A 19,688-nucleotide genomic window follows, 5' to 3' on the forward strand; every position below is an offset into this window, starting at 1 on the left:
ACTCAATATTTGTTGTCATGTCAACACATGCACGATACCACTGTGAAAAACCCAAGGGCACGCAATGGCTGACAACTCCCAAGACCTTCCGGATTCCATGTTCCTGGTTGGGGTTCCCAACGACGATGGCAGCGTTGCCTCCGAGACCCTCGGCTTTTCCCGCACCCCGACTGTTCTTCTCAATTTTGCCGCCAACCGCTTCACCCGTAGCGCGGCGCGCGTCTATCAGGATCGTTTCGGAATCGGCGCGATGGACTGGCGCATGCTGGTCATGCTGACCCGCGTCCCCGGAAGCAGCGTGGCGACCGCCAGCAAGACCATCGGCATCGACAAGGCCGCCGTCAGCCGCAGCCTGCGCCGCCTAGAAGGCGCAGGTCTGGCCGAAGCCAAAAGCGATCACCCTGATCCGCGACGCAAGGACTGGAACCTGACACCAAAGGGCAAGGCCCTGCACGACGACATGCTGGCGCTCGCCCTCAGCCGCCAGAAAAAACTCCTCGCGGGTTTCTCCCCGCAGGACGTCGAGCAGTTCAACGACTACCTGCGCCGTTTCCTCGCAAATTTGGACGACCTGAACGACAGCGAAACCTGAGGTAATCGTCCTTGCTAGATATAACCGGAATAGGGAACCCGCTGCACGGTTGAGGCCACCATTGTCGATAGTGTGGTCAGGTCAAACACGGGGCGTTCCAGGGCAGCCTGAATGCGGTGCGCATAGGGGGGCAGGTCGGTGCATTCCAGAACGATGGCTCCAATCTCCGGCGCACGGGCGACAAGTGCTTTGCCGGCTGCAATCACTTCATCTGCAACTTTGGCAAGGTCCATGTCATCGCGCTCGTTGCGGAGAATGACCGTGGCGAACTCGCTGGTCTCTTCAAGCCCCTGGATTTCCACGGGAACACCTCCCGCCCCGGCGTTGTTCAAATGCGCCTTGGTCAGTGAAGGGGCAGAGGCCGTAAGGATGCCAACTGGTGCGGCGGTCATCACGTGGGCCATTTGCACCTGCACGAGGGACGATACGAAAACGGGGACTTCGACGGCTGCTGCAATATCGTTCTGATAAAGCGCCAGAAATCCGCATGATCCCGTGATCGCCCGCACGCCCGAGGCCTCAAGACGTTTGGCGGCCTTGATGATCTGGTCCTTCATCGCGCCGTTCGGATTGCTGAGCAATTCCGGCACCGTGATCCCGTCAAGTATTTCGTACGACAAGGTGAAGGGCAGACTTGACGGGTTCTTGATATGACCGGGTGGTTTGGGGAAATAGCTTTCCAATGACAGCACGCCGATAGAGACGCCGCAGATGTTTTTTCCGCCGGATTGAAGCATTGTTTAGAACCTGGTTGGAGAATAGATGTTCATGTCGATATTGGGACGCGCGCCCGAAACCAGTTCGGCCACCAACTGCCCTGTTTTCGGGGCCTGCATCAGCCCATAGTGGCTGTGGCCGAAGGCCGTTATCAGGTTCGGGAACCCAGGAATTTCGCCAATCGCGGGCAGGCTGTCTGGAAAGCTTGGGCGCTGGCCCGACCATGTGGTCCGTGCCTCGGTTTTCAGCTTGGGGGAAATGCGTTTGGCCAGTTCGATCAGGCCCGTGATGCGCTTTTCGTTGATTGGTGCGTCAAGCCCCGCGAATTCGGCAGTGCCCGCAGCGCGGACTCCGTCTTCCATCGAGGAGGCCACAAATTTATTGTCCGCATCCAGCACCGAGTTGTTCAGCTTGATGCCGGGCTCGGTAAAGGTGACATGATAACCGCGTTCTGCCTCAAGCGGTAAGCGAATGCCCAGTGGCTTGAGTATCTTCGCGGACCAAGCCCCCATGGATAGCACCAGTTTGGGGGTGTTAAATTCGCCCGCGTCGGTGCGGTAAATCCACTGGTCTCCATTCGGCGCGATACTGTGCAGCGTTTCTCGACGGATTTCACCACCCATGGTCTGGAATTTCTCGGCCAGAACCGCGCCAATCCGCCCTGGCGAGCGGGCCCGCGCCTGGCCCTTGATGATCACAGCGGATTTGAAATCGGGTGACAAGTCGGGTTCTATCTCCAGCAACTCTCCACCGGACACGCAATCCAGTTCGGCTCCTGCAGCCAAGCGAATGCGATTGTCGAGGGTGTCCAGACTGGCTGCATTCGGGTCGCGGTAGGCGTGAACATAGTAGCTATCTTCCACCAAGTCCTCGGCCCCGGTGCCGCGCAGATGGTTTCGAAAGCCGGTGACACAATCCCTGTTCAGCGTCTCCATGCCAGCCGAAATCTCACGGACCCTGTGTTCCCGACTGTTGGCGAGAAACCTGAGTCCCCAAGTGGCGACCCAGGGAAGATAACTGACGGGGACAGAAACCGGACCCAGCGGGTCCAGCATCCAGCCAGGCACCTTTTTCCAGGTGCCCGGCATGGATTGGGGAATGATCGACCACGGGGAGATTACGCCCGCATTGCCAAGAGAGGTGGCTTGGCCCGGTGCGTCGCGGTCGATCAATGTGACCTGATGGCCACGTTCCAGCAGGGACAGCGCAGAGCAGATGCCAACAATGCCAGCCCCTAGTACTGTGACTTGTGTAGTCATGGTTACGCCGCCGCTTCCCGGTTACGCCGCGCGATCAGCTGACTTATGATCGCGGGTGATGCCACGATCAGCGCCACCAGATCGGCTTGCAATGTGGGCGCGATAAAGATCAGCCCTGCAAGCGCCATCAGCCAGCGATACACCGTGCCCATGGGGGCCAGCCAATAGCCAACCACTGCGGCCGAAAGGGCGACAACCCCCAGGATGCAGCTTGCGGCGGTATAGGTGAACTCCCACAGATCGAATCCGGTGGAGGAAACGAACAGGAGAACCGGCGCGTAGACAAAGGCCATCGGCGCAACCACTTTGCCCAAGCCCAGCGTAAAGGCCGATATGCCGGTTCTGAAGGGGTTGGAATTGGCAATCGCCGCTGCCGCATAGGCCGAGGTACAAACGGGAGGTGTGATTTCGGCTACGACACCGTAGTAGAGAACGAACAGGTGGCTTGCGATCGGAGGAACACCCAACTGGGCAAGCGCAGGCTGCGCCACGGACACCAGCATGATGTAAAGTGCCGTGGTCGGGATGCCCGCGCCCATCAGGATACAGGCCAGAGCGATGAAGACGAGGGAGATAAACAGGGTCAGATCTTCGACCGAGAACAGTTCAAAGCCGCCAAAGCTGAACAACCCGTGCAGATCCGCGCCAAGAGAGCCCGCGCCTTGGGTGACCATGAAACCGATGCGAAAGCCGATCCCGGTGGTGTTGATCACTCCCACGACGATGCCCACAGCAGCCGAGGCCGCGCCCACGGCCAGCGCGTACTTCACGCCAGTCTCAAACGTCTCGGCCATCTGCGGAAGGTTGATACGTTTCTGTGGGTTGAGGGTGGCCAATGCGGAGCAGGCGATAAGAAGGGCGGACATCGGCAAATCGAACCCGCCATTGGAGTATTTCCATATGACAAACGCGATGAAGGCCGCCGGGTAGACCAGCGTCATGGGATTTTTGTACCGCGCCATGCCCGCGACGATCGCGACCGAGATACCGCAGAACGCCGACATGAACGGCGTGTAGCCCGAAAACAGCACGACCAGGAGGGCAATCAACGGCAGCATATTCGCCCAACCATCGGCCCAGACTTCCTTGAACTTGGGGAGCATGTCTTTGCTCAAGCCCTTCAGGTCGAGCTTGCGCGCCATCAGGTGCACCACGGCAAAAACGCCGGTGTAGTGCAGGATGGCCGGAAAGATCGCTGCAATTACGATGGTGGTGTACGAGACCTCGAGGAACTCGGCCATGATAAAGGCAGCGGCGCCCATGATCGGCGGCGTGATCTGGCCGCCAGCGGAGGACGCGGCCTCAACCCCGCCCGCGAAATGGCCGGGATAGCCAAGGCGACGCATGTTCGGAATTGTCAGCGCACCGGTTGAAACGGTGTTTGCCACCGAAGAGCCCGAAATCGTGCCGAAGAAGGCCGACGATACCACAGACACTTTCGCGGGCCCGCCCGTATAACGGCCTGCCAGAATGGTAGCGTTGTCGATGAACAGCTGTCCCAGACCCGTACGCTGGGCGATCACGCCAAACAGGACGAAATGGAATACGATGGTGGAAACGACCCACAGGGTCACGCCGTAGATGCCTTCCTGCGGAAAATACATCGACGAAACAAAGGTGCGGAACTTCACGCCTGGGTGCTGAAGGATGCCGGGGAAGATCGGGCCGAACAGGGCGTAGCACATGAACACGCAGATGATCAGTGGCAGAACCCAACCCAGCGTACGTCGCGCGATATCCAGAACCAGCACAATGATGATGCAGCCAAAGACCATGTCATAGGTATTGGGGTTGCCCATGCGGAACGTCTGTTCCTCGATCCCCAGCCAAGGAACACCATGCCATGCAAACCCGAGGTAAAGCGCCGCCGATACACCAAGGACCATCAGCAACCAGTCCAGGTGTGGGATGCCTCCCAGGTGCAGCGCCCCGGTTTTCAGATCGAAAGACGTTTTCGTTTTCGCGAGGGGGAAGAACGCATAAATCAGGATGAAGAGCCCGGCCAGGTGCCAACCCATGTGCCAATGATCGGGCGGCAGGGCGAAACCGGCCGTCAGATAGTGATAAATGGCGAATGCCAGCGCCACCCCGCGCAGCAGCAACCCGGTTTTCTGACCAACTGAGCGGGTCGCGGCGCCTTCATCGTATTTTTCTTCAATGGCGGCCAGCTCTTCGGCTGAAAGCTCATGGGTATTGTCGGCCATCGTGTCCCCCAGGGTACCTTTTTGTTTTTCTCGGAATCTGGGCGGCAGAATTGTCGTTCCACCGCCCGTCTAAATTTCTTGGAAACTCTGGTCGCCTTAGTCGATCATACCGATTTCACGGTAGAAACGCTCGGCACCTGCGTGCAGCGGCACGCCCAGTGCTTCGACGCCGTCCAGCGAAGATTCAACGGTGATCTGCTTGCCCTTGGCGTGGCCATTGTCCAGCAGCTTGCGGGTGTTGGAGTTCCACAGCGCCTTGGTGATGCCGTAGATCAGTTCTTCGTCTTGCTCAGCCGAGACAACCAGCATCGCGGACACCGCAGGGGTGTTCACGTCATAATCAACGCCTTCATAAACGCCCGCCGGGATTTTCGACGGGATGTAGGCCGGAATGATTTCGTTGATCTTGGCCAGGTCTGCCTCGGTGAAAGAGTGCAGGTCCATGCCCTTGGTCGAGGCCAGTTGAACCATCGCCGCAACGGGCCAGCCCGCCGCGTAGAAGTAGCCATCCAGTTGGCCGTCAGCCAGACGTTCGGCCGATTGCGAGTTGTTCAGTTCGGCTTCGTCCATGTTGTCGCGGTTCACACCCCATGCTTCCAGCATCTGAAGCACGGCAACTTGGGTGCCGGAACCGGCTTGCGCGATACCGACACGCTTGCCTTCGAGGTCGCCGAGGTCATTGATCGAGCCGCCCTTTGGCAGAACGAGGTGCAGGTCTTCCGGGAAGAGGTTGGCAATGATGCGCAGGTTCGGGTGCGGTTTGCCTTTGAACTTGCCTTCGCCCAGATACATGGACCGGGTCACGTCAGCCGCAGCCAGGCCAGCCTCGAGTTCGCCGTTCTGAACGGCCGCATTGTTGAAAACGGATGCGGTGGTGGACTGCGCAATCGCGATCAGGCCGGGCACGCCACACTGGCCACCCTTGTCACAGGGACGCGCACCGGGAGGGGCAGAGATGCCGTTGGCGATGGTACCGCCAATCGGGAAGTAGGTGCCGCCTGCACCGCCGGTGCCGATGCGGAAAAAGGTCGGGCTCTGTGCCGCCGCAAGCGACGCGCTCAGCAGCGTGGCAATCGCTGCAACGGCCATTTTCTTGGTGAAACTCATTCTCTCATTTCCTTCCTGCGAGTTTGTAACGTAGCGGCCGTCTCTCAACGGTCGCTCGTGATTTTTGATGAAAGCAGTTTGGGGAGAGTTGAAAGATAAAATCAAATTTGAAATATTATGGTTTATATAAATACTTTTTATATGGATTTGCGATGAACCTGCAGCAACTTGCCGTCTTTCGAGAAGTCATGAAAACCGGATCGGTCAGCGCCGCAGCCCGCAACCTGCACCGAACACAGCCCGCAATCAGCGCCTCACTCAAGGCGCTTGAAAACCACCTCGGGGTTGAACTATTTCACCGTGAAGGCCGCCGCCTGATCCCTGTTCCCGAAGCGCACTATCTCCTTACGGAAGCAACAGAAATTCTGGATCGGATGCACACGACCGAAGCCAACTTGCGTGACTTGCGCAACCGGACACGAGGCACCCTCAGGATTGCGGCGATGCCGGGTACGTCGGCCTATCTCCTTCCCGACTTTCTAAGCCGTTTCATTGCGGATCGAGGCGACGTACATGTCACGATGGCAACCCGCAGTTCCCCGCAAATCATGAGCCTTGTTGCTGCACAAAGTTTCGACGTCGGCTTTTGCGATATTGCCGTCGACAGCACACGTCGTGATCTTTTTGAGGCAGAACACATACGCTGTGACTGTCTTTTAGCTGTTCCAGAAACCCACCGACTCGCCGGCCGCGACAGCATTCATGCCGCCGAACTCGATGGCGAGATGATGGGCTCTCTGCAAACCGGCCACCAAGTATACGAAGCGACAGAACGCGCCTTCCTGACAGCAAGAGCAACTTTCAACGTTCGTGTTCAGGCACAGTTCTTTTTTCCCTTGTTCCATTTCATCGAAACCGGTCGCATCTGCGCCCTCGTCGATGCTATGAGCGCCGAAAGCTACAAGCGAATGCACGGAGATCGCGGACGTATTCATTTTGCCCGCTTCGAGCCCAAAGTGCCCTTCGGTTACTCCATCGTCACGTCCAGCCAGCGCCCTCCATCTATTCTGGGGCAGGAGTTCCTCTCACAGTGGACCTCCTTCGTTCACGAAGTCGTTTCACCTGCGGGCACGATCTAAAGCCCACATTGCAACCCAAATTTCTGACGAAAAAACAGGAAACCTTCCGGTCTAGTAAAACGCCCCTTGCGCGATGTTATATTATAACGTACACCACTTCCCGATCAGAATTCCGGCCCTCTTTGCGCCCACGTCCCCTCGGCGCCAAAGACGGTATCCACTCCAAGGAGGCACCATTGGACTCCCGAATGCCCGTCACCCTGCTCACCGGCTTTCTCGGCGCAGGCAAGACAACCCTTTTGAACGCGATCCTGTCCGACGCTTCGGCAGGCCGTATCGCCGTGATCGTGAACGAGTTCGGCGAGGCCGGGCTGGATCACGACCTCATGGAAACCTCGACAGACGACGTGGTGCTGATGCAATCGGGCTGCCTGTGCTGCACGGTGCGCGGTGAACTTGCCGACACCGTCTCCGACCTGTTCCGCCGTCGCGAAAACGGTGACTTCGATTTCGACAGGATCGTGATCGAAACCACGGGCCTCGCCGATCCGGGACCGATCCTGCAAACCCTTCTCGTCGAACGCTACCTTGCCCAGCGCACGCGCATGGAGGGGATCGTCACCGTGGTCGATGCCGCCAACGGCCCACAGACTCTGGATGACCAGTTTGAAGCCGTGTCGCAGGTCGCGATGGCCGACCTTCTGGTGCTGAGCAAGGCCGATCTCGTGGCCCCGGAACAGACAATGATGCTCGAGGAACGGCTGCGTGGCCTGAATGCGACCGCCCGCATTGTACATTCCGTCAAGGGCGCGGGCCTCAGCGGCAAACTCTGGGGCCTGAGCGGCATGCGCAAGGGCGCGGTGCCCGCCGACGTGATGACATGGACCACCGGGCGCAAGCCAGCCGTCGATCCCCTGGCCAACCTTTCGGGCTTCGCCGCCCCTGCCCCGGTACAGGCAACGCTTTCGAACCACGATGCCCGCATTGAATCGGCCTCGATCATCCTCGACGATCCAATCAGCAGCGAGGTGTTCGACAACTGGCTGAACACGCTGGTCATGCTGCGCGGCACCGATCTCCTGCGCGTCAAGGGCATCGTGTTCCTCGAAGACATCGAGACCCCCTTTGTCTTCCACGGCGTCCAGAACATCTTTGATCCGCCGCTGCCTGTGAAAAACTGGCCCCATGACGACACCCGTTCCCGCATCGTGGTGATCGCCCGCGACCTCTCGCAATTCGAACTTCAGCGCAGCTTCGACATGCTGCGCGGCGCAAGCCCGTCACGCGAACAGGACCAATAACATGAAAGACGCATCGCACGCCGATCCCCGCCTGCCCGTCACCGTCCTCTCGGGCTTTCTCGGCGCAGGCAAGACCACCCTCCTGAACCGCGTTCTGAACAACCGCGATGGCCGCCGCGTGGCCGTCATCGTGAACGACATGTCCGAGGTCAACATCGACGCCGATCTGGTGCGCGAAGGCACCGAACTCTCCCGCTCGGAAGAAACCCTTGTCGAAATGTCGAACGGCTGCATCTGCTGCACCCTGCGCGATGACCTCCTGAAAGAGGTGCGCCACCTCTCCGAGGAAGGCCGCTTTGACTATCTGCTGATCGAATCCACCGGAATTTCGGAACCCCTGCCCGTCGCTGCCACCTTTGATTTCCGCGATGAGAACGGTCAAAGCCTCTCGGACGTCGCCCGCCTCGACACGATGGTCACTGTCGTCGACGCGGTGAACCTGCTTCAGGACTTCTCAAGCCACGACTTCCTCAATGACCGCGGGGAATCCCTTGGCGAGGAAGACAACCGCAGCCTTGTCAGCCTGCTCACCGAACAGATCGAATTCGCTGACGTGGTGATCCTCAACAAGGTGGACGATGCCGGCCCCGAACGCACCGATCACGCGCGCAAGATCATCCGCGCCCTGAACGGCGATGCCAGGATCATCGAAACCAACCACTCCGATGTGCCGGCAGACTCTATTCTCGACACCGGGCTGTTTGATTTCGACACGGCACATGAACATCCGATGTGGGCCAAGGAACTCTATGGGTTCGCAAACCACACCCCCGAAGACGAAGAATACGGCATCACCTCGTTTGCCTACCACGCCCGCGCGCCCTTTGATCCAGCCAAGCTCTATGCGGCCCTGAACGGCGACCTGCCCGGCGTCATCCGAGCCAAGGGCCACTTCTGGATCGCCACCCGCCCGGAATGGGCCGCAGAATTCAGCCTCGCCGGCGCGCTGTCTTCGATTGCGCCGCTTGGTCTTTGGTGGGCCTCCCTTCCCGAGGATCGCCTGCCAACACATCCGCAGGCGCAGGCCGAAATCGCCAGCAACTGGGTCGAACCCTGGGGCGACCGCCGTCAGGAGATCGTGTTTATCGGAACCGGCATGGACCGCGAAGATATCTGCGCCCGCCTGAACGCCGCCCTTGTGGATGCAGAGGCATTCACACCGGACCTCTGGGCCGACATGGACGATCCGTTCCCGCGTTGGGGCCGCCGCTGATGCACGACAGCACGGTTCACACGCTGATGCAGGGCACCCCAGTGGGTGTCCAGCAAGTGGACGACGTCGAAGGACTTTCGGCCATCCACCGCCCCGGCAACGCGGCGGTGGTCTGGCATCGTCATCCTTTGAAATCGTTCCAGAACTGGATCGAAACCCTGCCGCCGGAAAACCTGCCCAGCGCACGGATCATCCTGCGGCCGGACGGCGTGCGTGACGCAGTCACGCACCTTTGCGACAGGGCGGGCACGCCCGACTGTGCCAACCGAACTCGGCTGATCGACGACATCGCCGCCCTTTCAGACATCTTTGCCAGCACGATGCGCGCGCGCTGGCTGCGTCTGCGCCTTGATCTGGTCACCACCAACGCCTGCCGCAAGTTCCACGTCGATGCCGTGCAGGCTCGGCTGGTCTGCACCTATCGTGGGACGGGAACGCAATATGGAACAGGCCAGACCGGCTCCGACCCAGACCGCGTCTTCACGGTTCCGGCCAGTTCCCCGATCATTCTGCGCGGCACCCGCTGGCCCGAACACCCTGCCAGCGGCCTGTTGCACCGCTCGCCCCCCATTGAAGGGACGGGCGAAACACGGCTGCTGCTGGTGCTCGACCCTGTTGACGAGCCGGAAGACGAAATCTGATCCAATCCTGCGCAGACCGGTGCGAGACGCGGCCCCCATCCACAGTTCCGCCGCCCTTGCCTTACAGCCGGACAAGCGCCACGATGCGCTCGAACAGGCATTTGCAACCAGGGCCGCGCGAAACATGAAGCAGTCAACACTCTACGTCCGGAATGCCGGATTCGGAGACATGCTCAAACAGGTGAACTCCTTTTTTCATCTTGCAGATGCGTTTGGTTTCGATCCCAGAGTTTTCATCCCGGAGAACAACCAACGCAACAGCCTCGGAAACCACGACTTCTTTCATCAGCTCGGTTTCAAAAGCATCATGGCTCCAAAGCCTGCTATCGCGCGCAAGAAGGCGACAAGCTTGGCGATGATCGCTTCCGACATCTCTGACACCTACGCCTTTGATCTGGGCTGCTACAACAACCCGGATATCAAAAGTGCTCTTGGCGACAGAGATAAGGAAAGCCACCCGACACTGCGCCGGCTGGCTCGCAACGGCCGCCTTTTCGAAGAGATTTCAAAACACAAGACTGGCGCAGGTGGCATAGCCGTTCATGTGCGGCGCGGTGACGTTTCGCAGATTGAAGCAAATGACTTCCCCGACTTTTTTGACATGGCCGTGGCGGCAGACAAAATCCTGCATAGACGTGGGGTCTTTACTCCTTCGACACTGCAAACTGATGTGCCATGGTCCGATCGGCGCAGGTTTGTAGATACGCCAACGCACTTGAACGTCCTGAACCAGGTGAAACAGGACGTTGGCACCTCTTCGCACATCCTTGTCTCCGATGGCTTTACAAAACTCGCAGAACGGCTTGTCGAAGACAACCGGGACCTGCTGATCGACAAAACCATGACCGCACAGGCCCTGGAACAGGCGCTTGGCAAAGAACTCCGCCCCCTCCTCAATGGCGCGACAAAGGTCATCCTCGGGGAAACGGATCACGCATTCCACGAAACCCTGCGCGTGACACTGGGTGCCGACGTCATTATCTCTGCCTCCCCCGGCTTCCTCCGCCAGCTGGCCCGACTCTTTGATCTCGACATTCGTTTCGTCGATCCCAAGCCACGACCAGAACCAACCGCGAAAAACTGACCAGCCTCTTTTTCAACATGACCATTGATTACGATCTTTACCTTGAACACCTCGGGCTGGCCGGTTCTCTGGCCATTTCCCTGTTTGTCCTTCTGGGACTTGCGCTGCGCCTCTACGAAACGCCCGATCGCCGCATGTTCCTCTGGGCGATGGTGGCCTTTTTCACCATCAACAGCCTCGACATGCTCGATTCCCTGCTCTACGGCCCCGTCCTGATTGGTCCGGACGCGCTCTATCAATGGCAGGACGTGTTGATCCCCGGCTTCATCCTGTCGCTCTATTTCTACGTCCGCGGCCTCACCAGCTCGAACCCAACCCTGAGCCGCCGTGACCTCCTGCACCTGCTGCCCTTTGTCATCGCATTCCTGTGTCTCGCCCCGCGCCTGCTGCAACCGGGCGCAATCCGCCGGAACATGTCGACCTCCGATCTGTCTCCCGCCTACAAACAGCTTGCCGAACTCGGTGAAAACACCTTCTGGGCGATGTGGGTGGTCTTCCTGATCTTCTACGGCGGCCTGAGCGTGCGCCGCCTCTACAGGCACAAGCGCAACATCCGAACCCTGTTTTCCGATCTGGAGGGCAGGACCCTGCGGTGGCTGGACGCGCTGGTCGCCACGATCTTCCTTCTGGCCTTCATCGTGATCGTGGACGAAATCGGCCTCCTGATGGGACGTCCGGAAATCCGCGCGGGCTGGGTGTCGGCGGCGTTTGACCTGATACTGGCAGGGTCTTTCGGGATCTTCGCCCTGCGCGCTGTCCCGCCCCTGCCCCAATGGTCCGCCGAAGTCCTTCCCGAAACGCCACCTGCCCCCCAGGAGACGCCCCAACCCGACACCGAAAACCGGCGCTACGCCCGTTCCGGCCTGCAACCCGAGGATCTCGACCGCTATGCCCAGCGGCTGGAACAGCGCGTCGCCCAAAACCAGCTTTGGCGCGATCACGATATCAACCTGCGCCGCCTTGCCGCCGAAATCGCGGTCCCCTCGATCCACCTGTCGGAAGTGCTCAACACCCGTCTCGGCATGTCCTTTTACGACTACATCAACCAGTGCCGCATCAGCGACGCCTGCGCCCTTCTGATCGAAACCGAAATGACCATTCTCGAGATCAGCGAAACCGTCGGCTTCAACGCGAAATCCACGTTCAACACCAGTTTCAAAAAGATCACCGGCCAGACACCCTCCCAATGGCGCAGAACCCACCAGCCATAAATACCTGTAAAACATACCAAAAATAAAAAGACCGTACGAACAAGCTTGTCCGAACGTCTGATCCAGCCTGTCCGGTCGCCGGTCACGGGCCGGACGTGCATATCAGCCCCCAACAGCCACTGACGCTGACCAACTGATTGCACACTCCAGACGCAAGGACATCACATGACCGTCTTTTCCCCCAAGGCCCTGTCCCTCTCGCCACAGGCCATCGCCGACTATTTCACCCAAACCTCCAGCCTTCCCGGCGCCATCATCTCGGTCACTGACGGCCAGCGCACGGCCACTGTCGCCAGCGGCACCGACGAGGTGGACGGCGCGCCCCTGCACCACACCCAAAGCTACGAGATCGGCTCCCAGACCAAGATGATGACCGGCCTAGTGGTTCTGGAACTCGCCAAGGAAGGTCTGATCGACCTCGACACACCGCTTGCCAGCTATCTTGATCCGGCCCTGACCGACGGTATCGCCAACGCCGACATCGCCACGGTGCGACAGGCGCTGCAAATGACCACCGGCATCGTGAACTATACCAGCGCAGTGCGCCCCGACGGCACGAGCCAGCTCAGCCACATCGTGGACAATCCCGACGAAGAATTCGGCACCGCGGAAATCCTCGCCCTTCTCAAAGGGCTGCCCGCCTCCGCCCCCGTGAACCAGACCTATGAATACTCCAACACCAACTACTTCTACCTCAGCAAGGTGATCGAAGCCGTGACCGGCCAGAACCTTGGACAGGTCTTTCACGATCGCATCTTTGCCCCCCTGGGCATGGAGGACAGCTATCTGAACGACTTCCGCGCCAATCCCGATCTCGTCAACGGCCACTTCCTCATCGACGGCGACATTGTCGATATGTCATGGGTCAAGGCCCACACCCACGGCGAAGGCGGTGTGGTCTCGACCGCCGCCGACATGACCACCTTCCTCAAGGCCCTGCTTGTCGACAAGACCCTCGCCTCACCCGAGGTTCTTGAAATGCTGCTTGATTTCGACAACGGCAGCACCGATCCGCGCGGCTTTGATTTCAACTACGGTCTCGGTCAGTTCACCTTCGACGGCATCGGCACCTTTGTCGGGTTCTCCGGCCACATCTTCGGCTCTGAATCCGCCACCTACCTGCACCTTGAAAGCGGGCGCATCTTCTCGGCGATGGTAAACCTTGGCAACGGCGACGCCTCCAGCACCGGCCTGGCCCTCTCCACCGCCCTGGAACTCAGCGAAGATACCGCATGGCAGCAACCGGCCACAGGCGAAGACATCACCGTTGACGACATCAGCGCCGCCGCCCTTCAGATCGAAACCATCGACGGTGTCTCCTTCCTTGTCGCCGAGGACGCGCGGCTCAAGCTGGCGGCGCACATCCAGACCTACGACAGCGACGATTTCATCTTCACCGATGGCTCTGCCCTGCACCTTGGAACGAACCAGTCCGACACCCTCACCGTCGCAACGGACGCGACAGGCGATCACCACCTGCGCGGTTTCGCCGGCCAAGACCGCCTCAAGGGCGGATCGGGCGACGACTATGAAAACGGCGGCTTCGGACATGACGTGCTGAGCGGCCAAAGGGGGAATGACATCCTTGTTGGCGCAGCGGGCCACGACACCCTGCGCGGCGGCAAGGGCGCAGATATCCTCAAGGGCGGCAACGGGGATGACCGGCTGTTCGGCGGACAGGGCAAAGACGTCCTTCCCGGCGGCAACGGGGACGACAAGATGACCGGCGGCCGTGGTGCCGATGTCTTTGTCTTCTCGGCGTCGCAACGCGACGGCCATGCCGATCACGACATCATCACCGACTATCAGGCCGGAACCGATCACCTCTCCCTGCAAGGCCGCAGCATCACCAGCCACGCCGTCGAAGATACCGGCCTCACCCTCACGCTCGACGGTGACGGCGACACGATCTTCCTGCGCGGCCTCGCCGACATCTCCGACCTTTCCTTCCTCTGATCCCATTCCAGAAAGACCATTCCCAATGAAACCCGCCTACCTCCTCCCCCTCCTGATTGTTGCCGCTGGCTGCACCGATCGCGGGGCCTCCTATCAGCCCGTTCTCGACGGCCAGCCCAACGCCGCCTATCAATCCGATCTCGCCGAATGCCAAACCCTCGCCCGGGACCAGCAGCACCTGAACCGCTCCACGAAACAGGCCGTCCTGATAGGCGCGGGCATCGGCGCGGTTCTCGGCGAAGTCGACAACGACAGCGATCCCCTTGGCGGGGCCATTGTAGGCGCGATCAGCGGCGGTGCCGCCGGTGCCTCCGACGCGGCAGACAAGCGCGAGACCATCGTGATAGAATGCCTGCGCCGCCGCGGTCATCCGGTTGTTGGCTGAGGACCTGATCCATGCTCCAGATTCTATCCACCCGCCATCATCGCTTTGACGCCCTGCGCGCCCTATTCGCGGGGGCCATCGCCCGCGCCTGCATCCGCCCAACCGCGAAACTCGCAGTCCCTGCCCCCCACTGACCAAGGAGCCCGCCATGAAACACGTGTTTGTCGCCGGTGCCACCGGCTACCTCGGTCGCCACATCTGTTCGCAGTACAAACGGCAGGGCTGGCAGGTCACTGCGCTGGTCCGCAACGCCGAACACGCCCAGGGCCTTTGCGCCGATCACATCGTCGAGGCGCAAGCCACCTGGCCCGAAGCCCTGGAGGGGCTGATGGCGGGGATGGACCTTGTCGTCTCAAGCCTCGGGATCACCCGCCAAACCGACGGGGTCGGCTACTGGGACGTGGACTATCAGGCCAATGCCAACCTTCTGGCCGAAGCCCTGCGCGCGGGCGTTCCCCGGTTTGCCTATATCCACGTCCTGCATGCCGACCGGATGAGCAGCGTCCCGATGGTCGCCGCCAAAAGCGCCTTTGTCCGCAAGCTTCAGGCCGCCCCGATCCACACAACAGTCATCGCGCCCACGGGCTATTTCTCGGACATGGTCGAATTCCTCGACATGGCGCGCAAGGGCCGCATCTGGCTGTTTGGCGACGGATCGCAACGCATCAACCCTATCCACGGGGCCGATCTGGCAGAGGCCGTCCACGATGCCATCGCCGCCAACGCGACATGGTGCAACATCGGCGGCCCCGAAACCTTCACGCAAACCGAACTGGCCCACCTCGCCTTTGCCACCCTGAACAGGCCCGCCCGCATCACCTACCTGCCCGACTGGCTGCGCCGCGCGGCCATCTGGATCGTCCCCAAGATCGCCCCCCGCAGCATCGCCGGACCCGTCCACTTCTTTCTCACGGCCAGCGGCATGAACATGGTCGGCGATCCCCACGGCACCCGCCACCTCGCCGATGCCTTTCGCACCTGCACCGACAGATCGCCGTGACGGCACTGACGGAAAACAAAGCTAACGACCAGCCGCCCATAGCAAGGGGCAGAGCTAAGATCTTGGTATGTCTGGGAAAGACCACTCTCAAGGAGTGAAATGGTGCGGCCGAGAAGACTCGAACTTCCACGGGAGTTACCCCACAGCGACCTCAACGCTGCGCGTCTACCAATTCCGCCACGGCCGCACGCCTAGGCTTGGTGTCGGGTTCTATAACGAGTCGTTCTGGGGATGCCAACCCGGAAAACGCACTTAAAACGCGGTTTTGCAAAATTCCTTTGGCGGCTCCGGGACAGGCCCGCCAGAGGCAAAACGGGCGGGGAAATCCCCGCCCGCCTGAAAGGTCATTCGGTGATGTTGAAGGTTGGCAGGGCCGCTGCTGGTTGCGGTGCCGCCATGGCCGCATCATCCGCCGTCACGGCCGCCCGCAAAAGCGCCACGCGCTCGGGCTGACCCGGGGCAAAGACCGCCTCGGCGCCACCTTCCATCGCTTCGATCGCGGTCAGGTACCAATCTTTCGCCTGACCCGAATCCGCGCCAAGACCAAAGCCCTGGCCAACGTGGTGACCCACCAGTTCCGCATAAGGCTTCTGGCCAAGACCCACCATCAGCAGCGCCGAACCAAGCGCCACGTCCATGCGGTCACGACGATAGCCCGAGAACAGGCAGATCTTCGCGGTGCCCGCCAGTTGCTCGACCGACATGTTCGATTTCAGCACGAACCGCTGTACCTCGCCGATAACCTGCGCGGCCGGTTGGGTCGCCAGCTTGGCAATATAGGGCTCGGTCGCGGGACCGAAGGCGTCACACTGCGCATCCACCTGCGCCGGGGTCACGTTGCCAAGACCGCTGACAATCTGCTCGCCGGTGCCAATCGCATAGGTCCGCGCAAGGCAGAACTGTTCGCTCAGCGCCAGTTCCGGATCAGTCATCGAGGCCGCGGTGATGAAGCCGCCGTTCGAGCTGGTCAGGAGAGACACCTTGCTGCACAGGCTTGCCAGCGACGGGCCGGCATCGGCAGGTTTCGCCGTTTCAAACAGGGTGATCCCCCCAAGCGGCGCGGCCGGTTCCTGAACCACCGGCTCGGTCGAGGCCATCACGGTTTCGGGCTGTTGCGGTGCAGGCGCCACCGGCGCGGGCGCAACCGCCATCTGCGTGTTGCCCGCATCGTTCATCCGGCACACACCCTGGTGGCACGAGAAGGTGGCCGGCGTGGCCTGATGCGACAGGAAGTCGTTGCGCGAATAGCCCTGCGGGGTCGAGGCAAAGACCATCACGGTACAGCTTTGCGCGCCACACCAGAACGAACTGCCCGAGACCGAGGTATCAAGGATATAGTCGGTCTTGCCGTCGCCGTTCAGATCGGCAAGCTGGACAAAGCCCGAGCGTTGCAACAGCTGTTCGGCGCTCGGATCCGAGCTCGCGGCCACTTCGTCGATGGCCATAGACACTTCCACCGGCATACCACCATAGGTCGAGGTTGCCGTCCGCGCGCCCGTGGCTTCGTCATGCCAGACCGCAAGCAGGCTGCGTACACCGTGCTGATGGGTCTGCATGGCCTTCACGACCTGCGGGCCACCCACCTGTGCCCGGTTGTAGGACGACACGAGGAAATCACGCTCGTACTGCGACAGGCGGCCGGTTGCCGGAAACCCGACATAGACCTGATACTGCGTGATCGCGGAACGACTGCGCTGGCCCATAACGCCATCCGGCGTCCCGGCATTGAACCCGAAGTAGTTCAACGCCACCTGCGTTTCGCGATTGTAGGCGCGGGTCGAAGACGACGCGACGGTGCGCGGACGCTTCTTGTTCTTGTTGGCCTCGTTCACGATGACACCACCAAGAATGCCCCCCACGATGGCGGCGCCAAGGTTGTCCGCGGCGGCGGGCACGGTGCTGGTTGTCGCGATCAGGGCTGCAGCCATTGCAGTCTTCAATGGTTTTGCAAACATAACGATCCCCCCTTTGGGATAAGAATTGAGTTCAAGCACTGCTCTGAATACCCACCCAGCCTAGCCCAGCTTCCGCGATCTGGCGAGAAGTTTTCATTGTGCCGCCAACTGGACATTCCCCTGCCAACTCCCCTATCTCTCTGGCAGTTCGGATATGGGATGCGCAAAATGGTGGAATGGATCGTACACGAAGGTCTTCTTGACTATGACGAGGCCGTGGCGTTCATGGAGGCCCGCGCCGAAGCCATCGCCAAGGGCGAGGCAGAGGAATGTATCTGGCTGGTCGAACACCCGCCTCTTTATACTGCGGGCACCTCCGCGAAGATCGAAGACCTGACCGACCCTGATCGCTTCCCCGTCTATCCCTCGAAACGCGGCGGCCAATACACCTACCACGGTCCGGGACAACGCGTGGCCTATGTCATGCTGAACGTCGGCAAGCGCGGCCACGACGTCCGCAAGTTCGTACATCAGCTTGAGGAATGGGTCATCGCAACATTGGGCGAATTCAACTTGCGCGGCGAAATCCGTGACGGGCGCGTCGGCGTCTGGATCGTACGCGATGACAAGCCCCTCACCATCACCGGCCAGAAACCCGAAGACAAGATTGCCGCCATCGGCATCCGCCTGCGCAAATGGGTGAGCTTCCACGGCATCTCGGTCAACGTCGAACCCGATCTCGATCACTTCGGCGGCATCGTCCCCTGTGGCATCACCGAACACGGCGTCACCTCGCTGGTTGACCTCGGGCTTCCCGTGACGATGGAAGATCTCGACGTTGCCCTGAAACGCACGTTCGAAGAGATTTTCGGCGACGAGGCCTAGGCCACGGCCCCGAACACGATCTTCGCGCCCCAGATCACCAGAACAGCCCCCGACACCGCGTCGAACCAGCGCGTCACGCCGGGCGTGATCCGCGTGCGCGCGAACAGTGCAAGGTGGACAAGGAAAAGCCACCACAGGGCCGATCCGGTAAAGACACCGGCCACCAGCCAATAAGGCGCCCAGACCGATCCTTCCGCCGCAGCGCCCAGCCCCGCCACCATGCCGACAAAGGCAAGGATCGTCATCGGGTTCGACATCGTCAGCAGGAAGGTTGTCGCCCAGGAGGTCAGCACCGTCTTATGTGCCCGCGCCGGCGCAGGTGCGACGTCCCCACCACGGCTATTCCAGAAACCGCGCAGCGACATGGCCCCGAGCCATACAATCAACGCCCCGCCGCCAATTGCCATCGGCGTGGCATAGCTCACCAAGAGCCCGGTCGCGGCGAAACCGACCGCCACCATCATGCCATAGACCGCATCCGCGGTTGCCGCCCCCATTCCGGTCGCCAGCCCCGCCGCGCGCCCGTCGGCAAGCGTTCGGCGAATACACAAAAGGCCAATCGGCCCCACCGGCGCGGCAATCGCGAATCCCATCACGATCCCGCGCAGCAATACATCCATGTCCATCGGGTTACCCCTCGTCCGCGATTCTCACTGCGGCACTTTCCTTCAACGCATCCATTGAAATGATCGTCTCGGTCTTCAGAACCGCCCTGATCGGCTTCACCACCTCGGACAGGAACCGCTGCAAGTCCCGCGTATCGCGCACCCGCAGCTTCATCATGTAGGAATGCGCCCCGCTGATGTGATGCAACTCCATCACCTCGTCGCGCTGCACCAATGCCGCACAGGCCGCCTCTTCGCCGTCGTAGGCCATGTCGATCAGCACGAAACAGCAAAGGCCAGCGCCGGCCACCTCGGGCTTCACCCGCGCATGCCAGCCCAGAATCTCGCCATTGGCCGCCATACGACGCACCCGCTCATTCGCTGTCGACAGGGAAACCCCCACCGAGTCGGCCAACTCGGCGCTGGACGTTTTCCCGTCACACTGGAGAATTTCACATATTTTTCGATCAATCATATCCATGCCCGGAATATTTGCGATTATACAGAATTTTTCAAGACAAATTTCGATCAAATGCAGGGTTTCGAAAAAAGTTCCGACAATCACAATTCCGCCGAGACGCGCAACCGCGCGGATTTGACCGTTGCACATCCAC

General features: G+C 60.5%; 19 protein-coding genes and 1 tRNA gene. 12 read left to right on the forward strand and 8 right to left on the reverse strand.

Annotated features, from left to right (window positions below; all coding sequences use genetic code 11):
• Positions 1-64 precede the first annotated feature (64 nt).
• Positions 65-592, forward strand: coding sequence for a MarR family winged helix-turn-helix transcriptional regulator (locus ABWV42_RS04055; protein WP_353338988.1), 528 nt, complete (start codon positions 65-67; stop codon positions 590-592).
• Between the two features lie 14 nt (positions 593-606).
• On the opposite strand, the gene ABWV42_RS04060 is transcribed toward ABWV42_RS04055, so the two are convergent.
• The 4 genes from ABWV42_RS04060 to ABWV42_RS04075 form a co-directional block, all read right to left on the reverse strand.
• Positions 607-1,329 (reverse strand): aspartate/glutamate racemase family protein, encoded by a 723-nt coding sequence (locus ABWV42_RS04060; RefSeq protein ID WP_353338989.1) that lies wholly within the window; start codon positions 1,327-1,329, stop codon positions 607-609.
• 3 nt (positions 1,330-1,332) lie between these two features.
• Entirely contained in the window at positions 1,333-2,568 is a 1,236-nt protein-coding gene (locus ABWV42_RS04065) for an NAD(P)/FAD-dependent oxidoreductase (protein ID WP_353338990.1), read from the reverse strand.
• 2 nt (positions 2,569-2,570) lie between these two features.
• Positions 2,571-4,772 carry a TRAP transporter permease gene (locus ABWV42_RS04070; protein ID WP_353338991.1) on the reverse strand — a complete coding sequence of 734 codons (2,202 nt, stop codon included), beginning with the start codon at positions 4,770-4,772 and terminating at the stop codon, positions 2,571-2,573.
• A 96-nt stretch (positions 4,773-4,868) separates the two neighbouring features.
• Entirely contained in the window at positions 4,869-5,879 is a 1,011-nt protein-coding gene (locus ABWV42_RS04075; protein ID WP_353338992.1) for a TAXI family TRAP transporter solute-binding subunit, read from the reverse strand.
• 107 nt (positions 5,880-5,986) lie between these two features.
• On the opposite strand from ABWV42_RS04075, the gene ABWV42_RS04080 reads away from it, so the two are divergent.
• The 10 genes from ABWV42_RS04080 (at position 5,987) to ABWV42_RS04125 (ending at position 15,689) form a co-directional block, all read left to right on the forward strand.
• Positions 5,987-6,958, forward strand: coding sequence for a LysR family transcriptional regulator (locus tag ABWV42_RS04080; protein ID WP_353338993.1), 972 nt, complete (start codon positions 5,987-5,989; stop codon positions 6,956-6,958).
• A gap of 188 nt (positions 6,959-7,146) precedes the next feature.
• On the forward strand, positions 7,147-8,199 hold the full coding sequence (locus ABWV42_RS04085) for a CobW family GTP-binding protein (RefSeq protein WP_353338994.1): 1,053 nt from the start codon (positions 7,147-7,149) through the stop codon (positions 8,197-8,199).
• 1 nt (position 8,200) lies between these two features.
• Positions 8,201-9,412, forward strand: coding sequence for a GTP-binding protein (locus ABWV42_RS04090; protein ID WP_353338995.1), 1,212 nt, complete (start codon positions 8,201-8,203; stop codon positions 9,410-9,412).
• Positions 9,412-10,053, forward strand: a complete 642-nt coding sequence (locus tag ABWV42_RS04095) for a DUF1826 domain-containing protein (RefSeq protein WP_353338997.1) — start codon at positions 9,412-9,414, stop codon at positions 10,051-10,053. The genes ABWV42_RS04090 and ABWV42_RS04095 overlap by 1 nt, the downstream gene beginning before the upstream one ends.
• A 124-nt stretch (positions 10,054-10,177) precedes the next feature.
• A complete protein-coding gene (locus ABWV42_RS04100; RefSeq protein WP_353338998.1) occupies positions 10,178-11,137 on the forward strand; it encodes a hypothetical protein in 960 nt (319 codons plus the stop codon).
• A 17-nt stretch (positions 11,138-11,154) separates the two neighbouring features.
• Positions 11,155-12,348, forward strand: a complete 1,194-nt coding sequence (locus ABWV42_RS04105) for a helix-turn-helix domain-containing protein (protein ID WP_353338999.1) — start codon at positions 11,155-11,157, stop codon at positions 12,346-12,348.
• 165 nt (positions 12,349-12,513) lie between these two features.
• A complete protein-coding gene (locus ABWV42_RS04110) occupies positions 12,514-14,304 on the forward strand; it encodes a serine hydrolase (protein ID WP_353339000.1) in 1,791 nt (596 codons plus the stop codon).
• Between the two features lie 25 nt (positions 14,305-14,329).
• Positions 14,330-14,689: a glycine zipper family protein gene (locus ABWV42_RS04115; protein ID WP_353339001.1), complete on the forward strand. Its 360-nt coding sequence runs from the start codon at positions 14,330-14,332 to the stop codon at positions 14,687-14,689.
• Positions 14,690-14,700: 11 nt separating this feature from the next.
• Positions 14,701-14,823: a hypothetical protein gene (locus tag ABWV42_RS04120; RefSeq protein ID WP_353339002.1), complete on the forward strand. Its 123-nt coding sequence runs from the start codon at positions 14,701-14,703 to the stop codon at positions 14,821-14,823.
• Positions 14,824-14,837: 14 nt separating this feature from the next.
• Positions 14,838-15,689: an SDR family oxidoreductase gene (locus tag ABWV42_RS04125; protein ID WP_353339003.1), complete on the forward strand. Its 852-nt coding sequence runs from the start codon at positions 14,838-14,840 to the stop codon at positions 15,687-15,689.
• A gap of 100 nt (positions 15,690-15,789) precedes the next feature.
• Here ABWV42_RS04125 and ABWV42_RS04130 read toward each other — a convergent pair.
• Positions 15,790-15,876: transfer RNA gene (locus ABWV42_RS04130), tRNA-Leu, on the reverse strand.
• A gap of 157 nt (positions 15,877-16,033) precedes the next feature.
• Positions 16,034-17,644 carry a peptidoglycan-binding domain-containing protein gene (locus tag ABWV42_RS04135; RefSeq protein ID WP_502930936.1) on the reverse strand — a complete coding sequence of 537 codons (1,611 nt, stop codon included), beginning with the start codon at positions 17,642-17,644 and terminating at the stop codon, positions 16,034-16,036.
• A gap of 168 nt (positions 17,645-17,812) precedes the next feature.
• On the opposite strand from ABWV42_RS04135, the gene lipB reads away from it, so the two are divergent.
• Positions 17,813-18,469 carry a lipoyl(octanoyl) transferase LipB gene (gene lipB / locus ABWV42_RS04140; RefSeq protein ID WP_353339005.1) on the forward strand — a complete coding sequence of 219 codons (657 nt, stop codon included), beginning with the start codon at positions 17,813-17,815 and terminating at the stop codon, positions 18,467-18,469.
• Here the strand turns inward: lipB and ABWV42_RS04145 are convergent.
• Together ABWV42_RS04145 and ABWV42_RS04150 are read right to left on the reverse strand one after the other, a co-directional pair.
• Positions 18,466-19,095 carry a LysE/ArgO family amino acid transporter gene (locus tag ABWV42_RS04145; RefSeq protein WP_353339006.1) on the reverse strand — a complete coding sequence of 210 codons (630 nt, stop codon included), beginning with the start codon at positions 19,093-19,095 and terminating at the stop codon, positions 18,466-18,468. The genes lipB and ABWV42_RS04145 overlap by 4 nt on opposite strands.
• A gap of 4 nt (positions 19,096-19,099) precedes the next feature.
• Positions 19,100-19,555, reverse strand: coding sequence for an Lrp/AsnC family transcriptional regulator (locus ABWV42_RS04150; RefSeq protein WP_353339007.1), 456 nt, complete (start codon positions 19,553-19,555; stop codon positions 19,100-19,102).
• Positions 19,556-19,688 lie beyond the last annotated feature (133 nt).

This window comes from Pelagimonas sp. KU-00592-HH (assembly GCF_040369695.1).
In the GTDB taxonomy this organism is placed as follows: Bacteria; Pseudomonadota; Alphaproteobacteria; order Rhodobacterales; family Rhodobacteraceae; genus Shimia.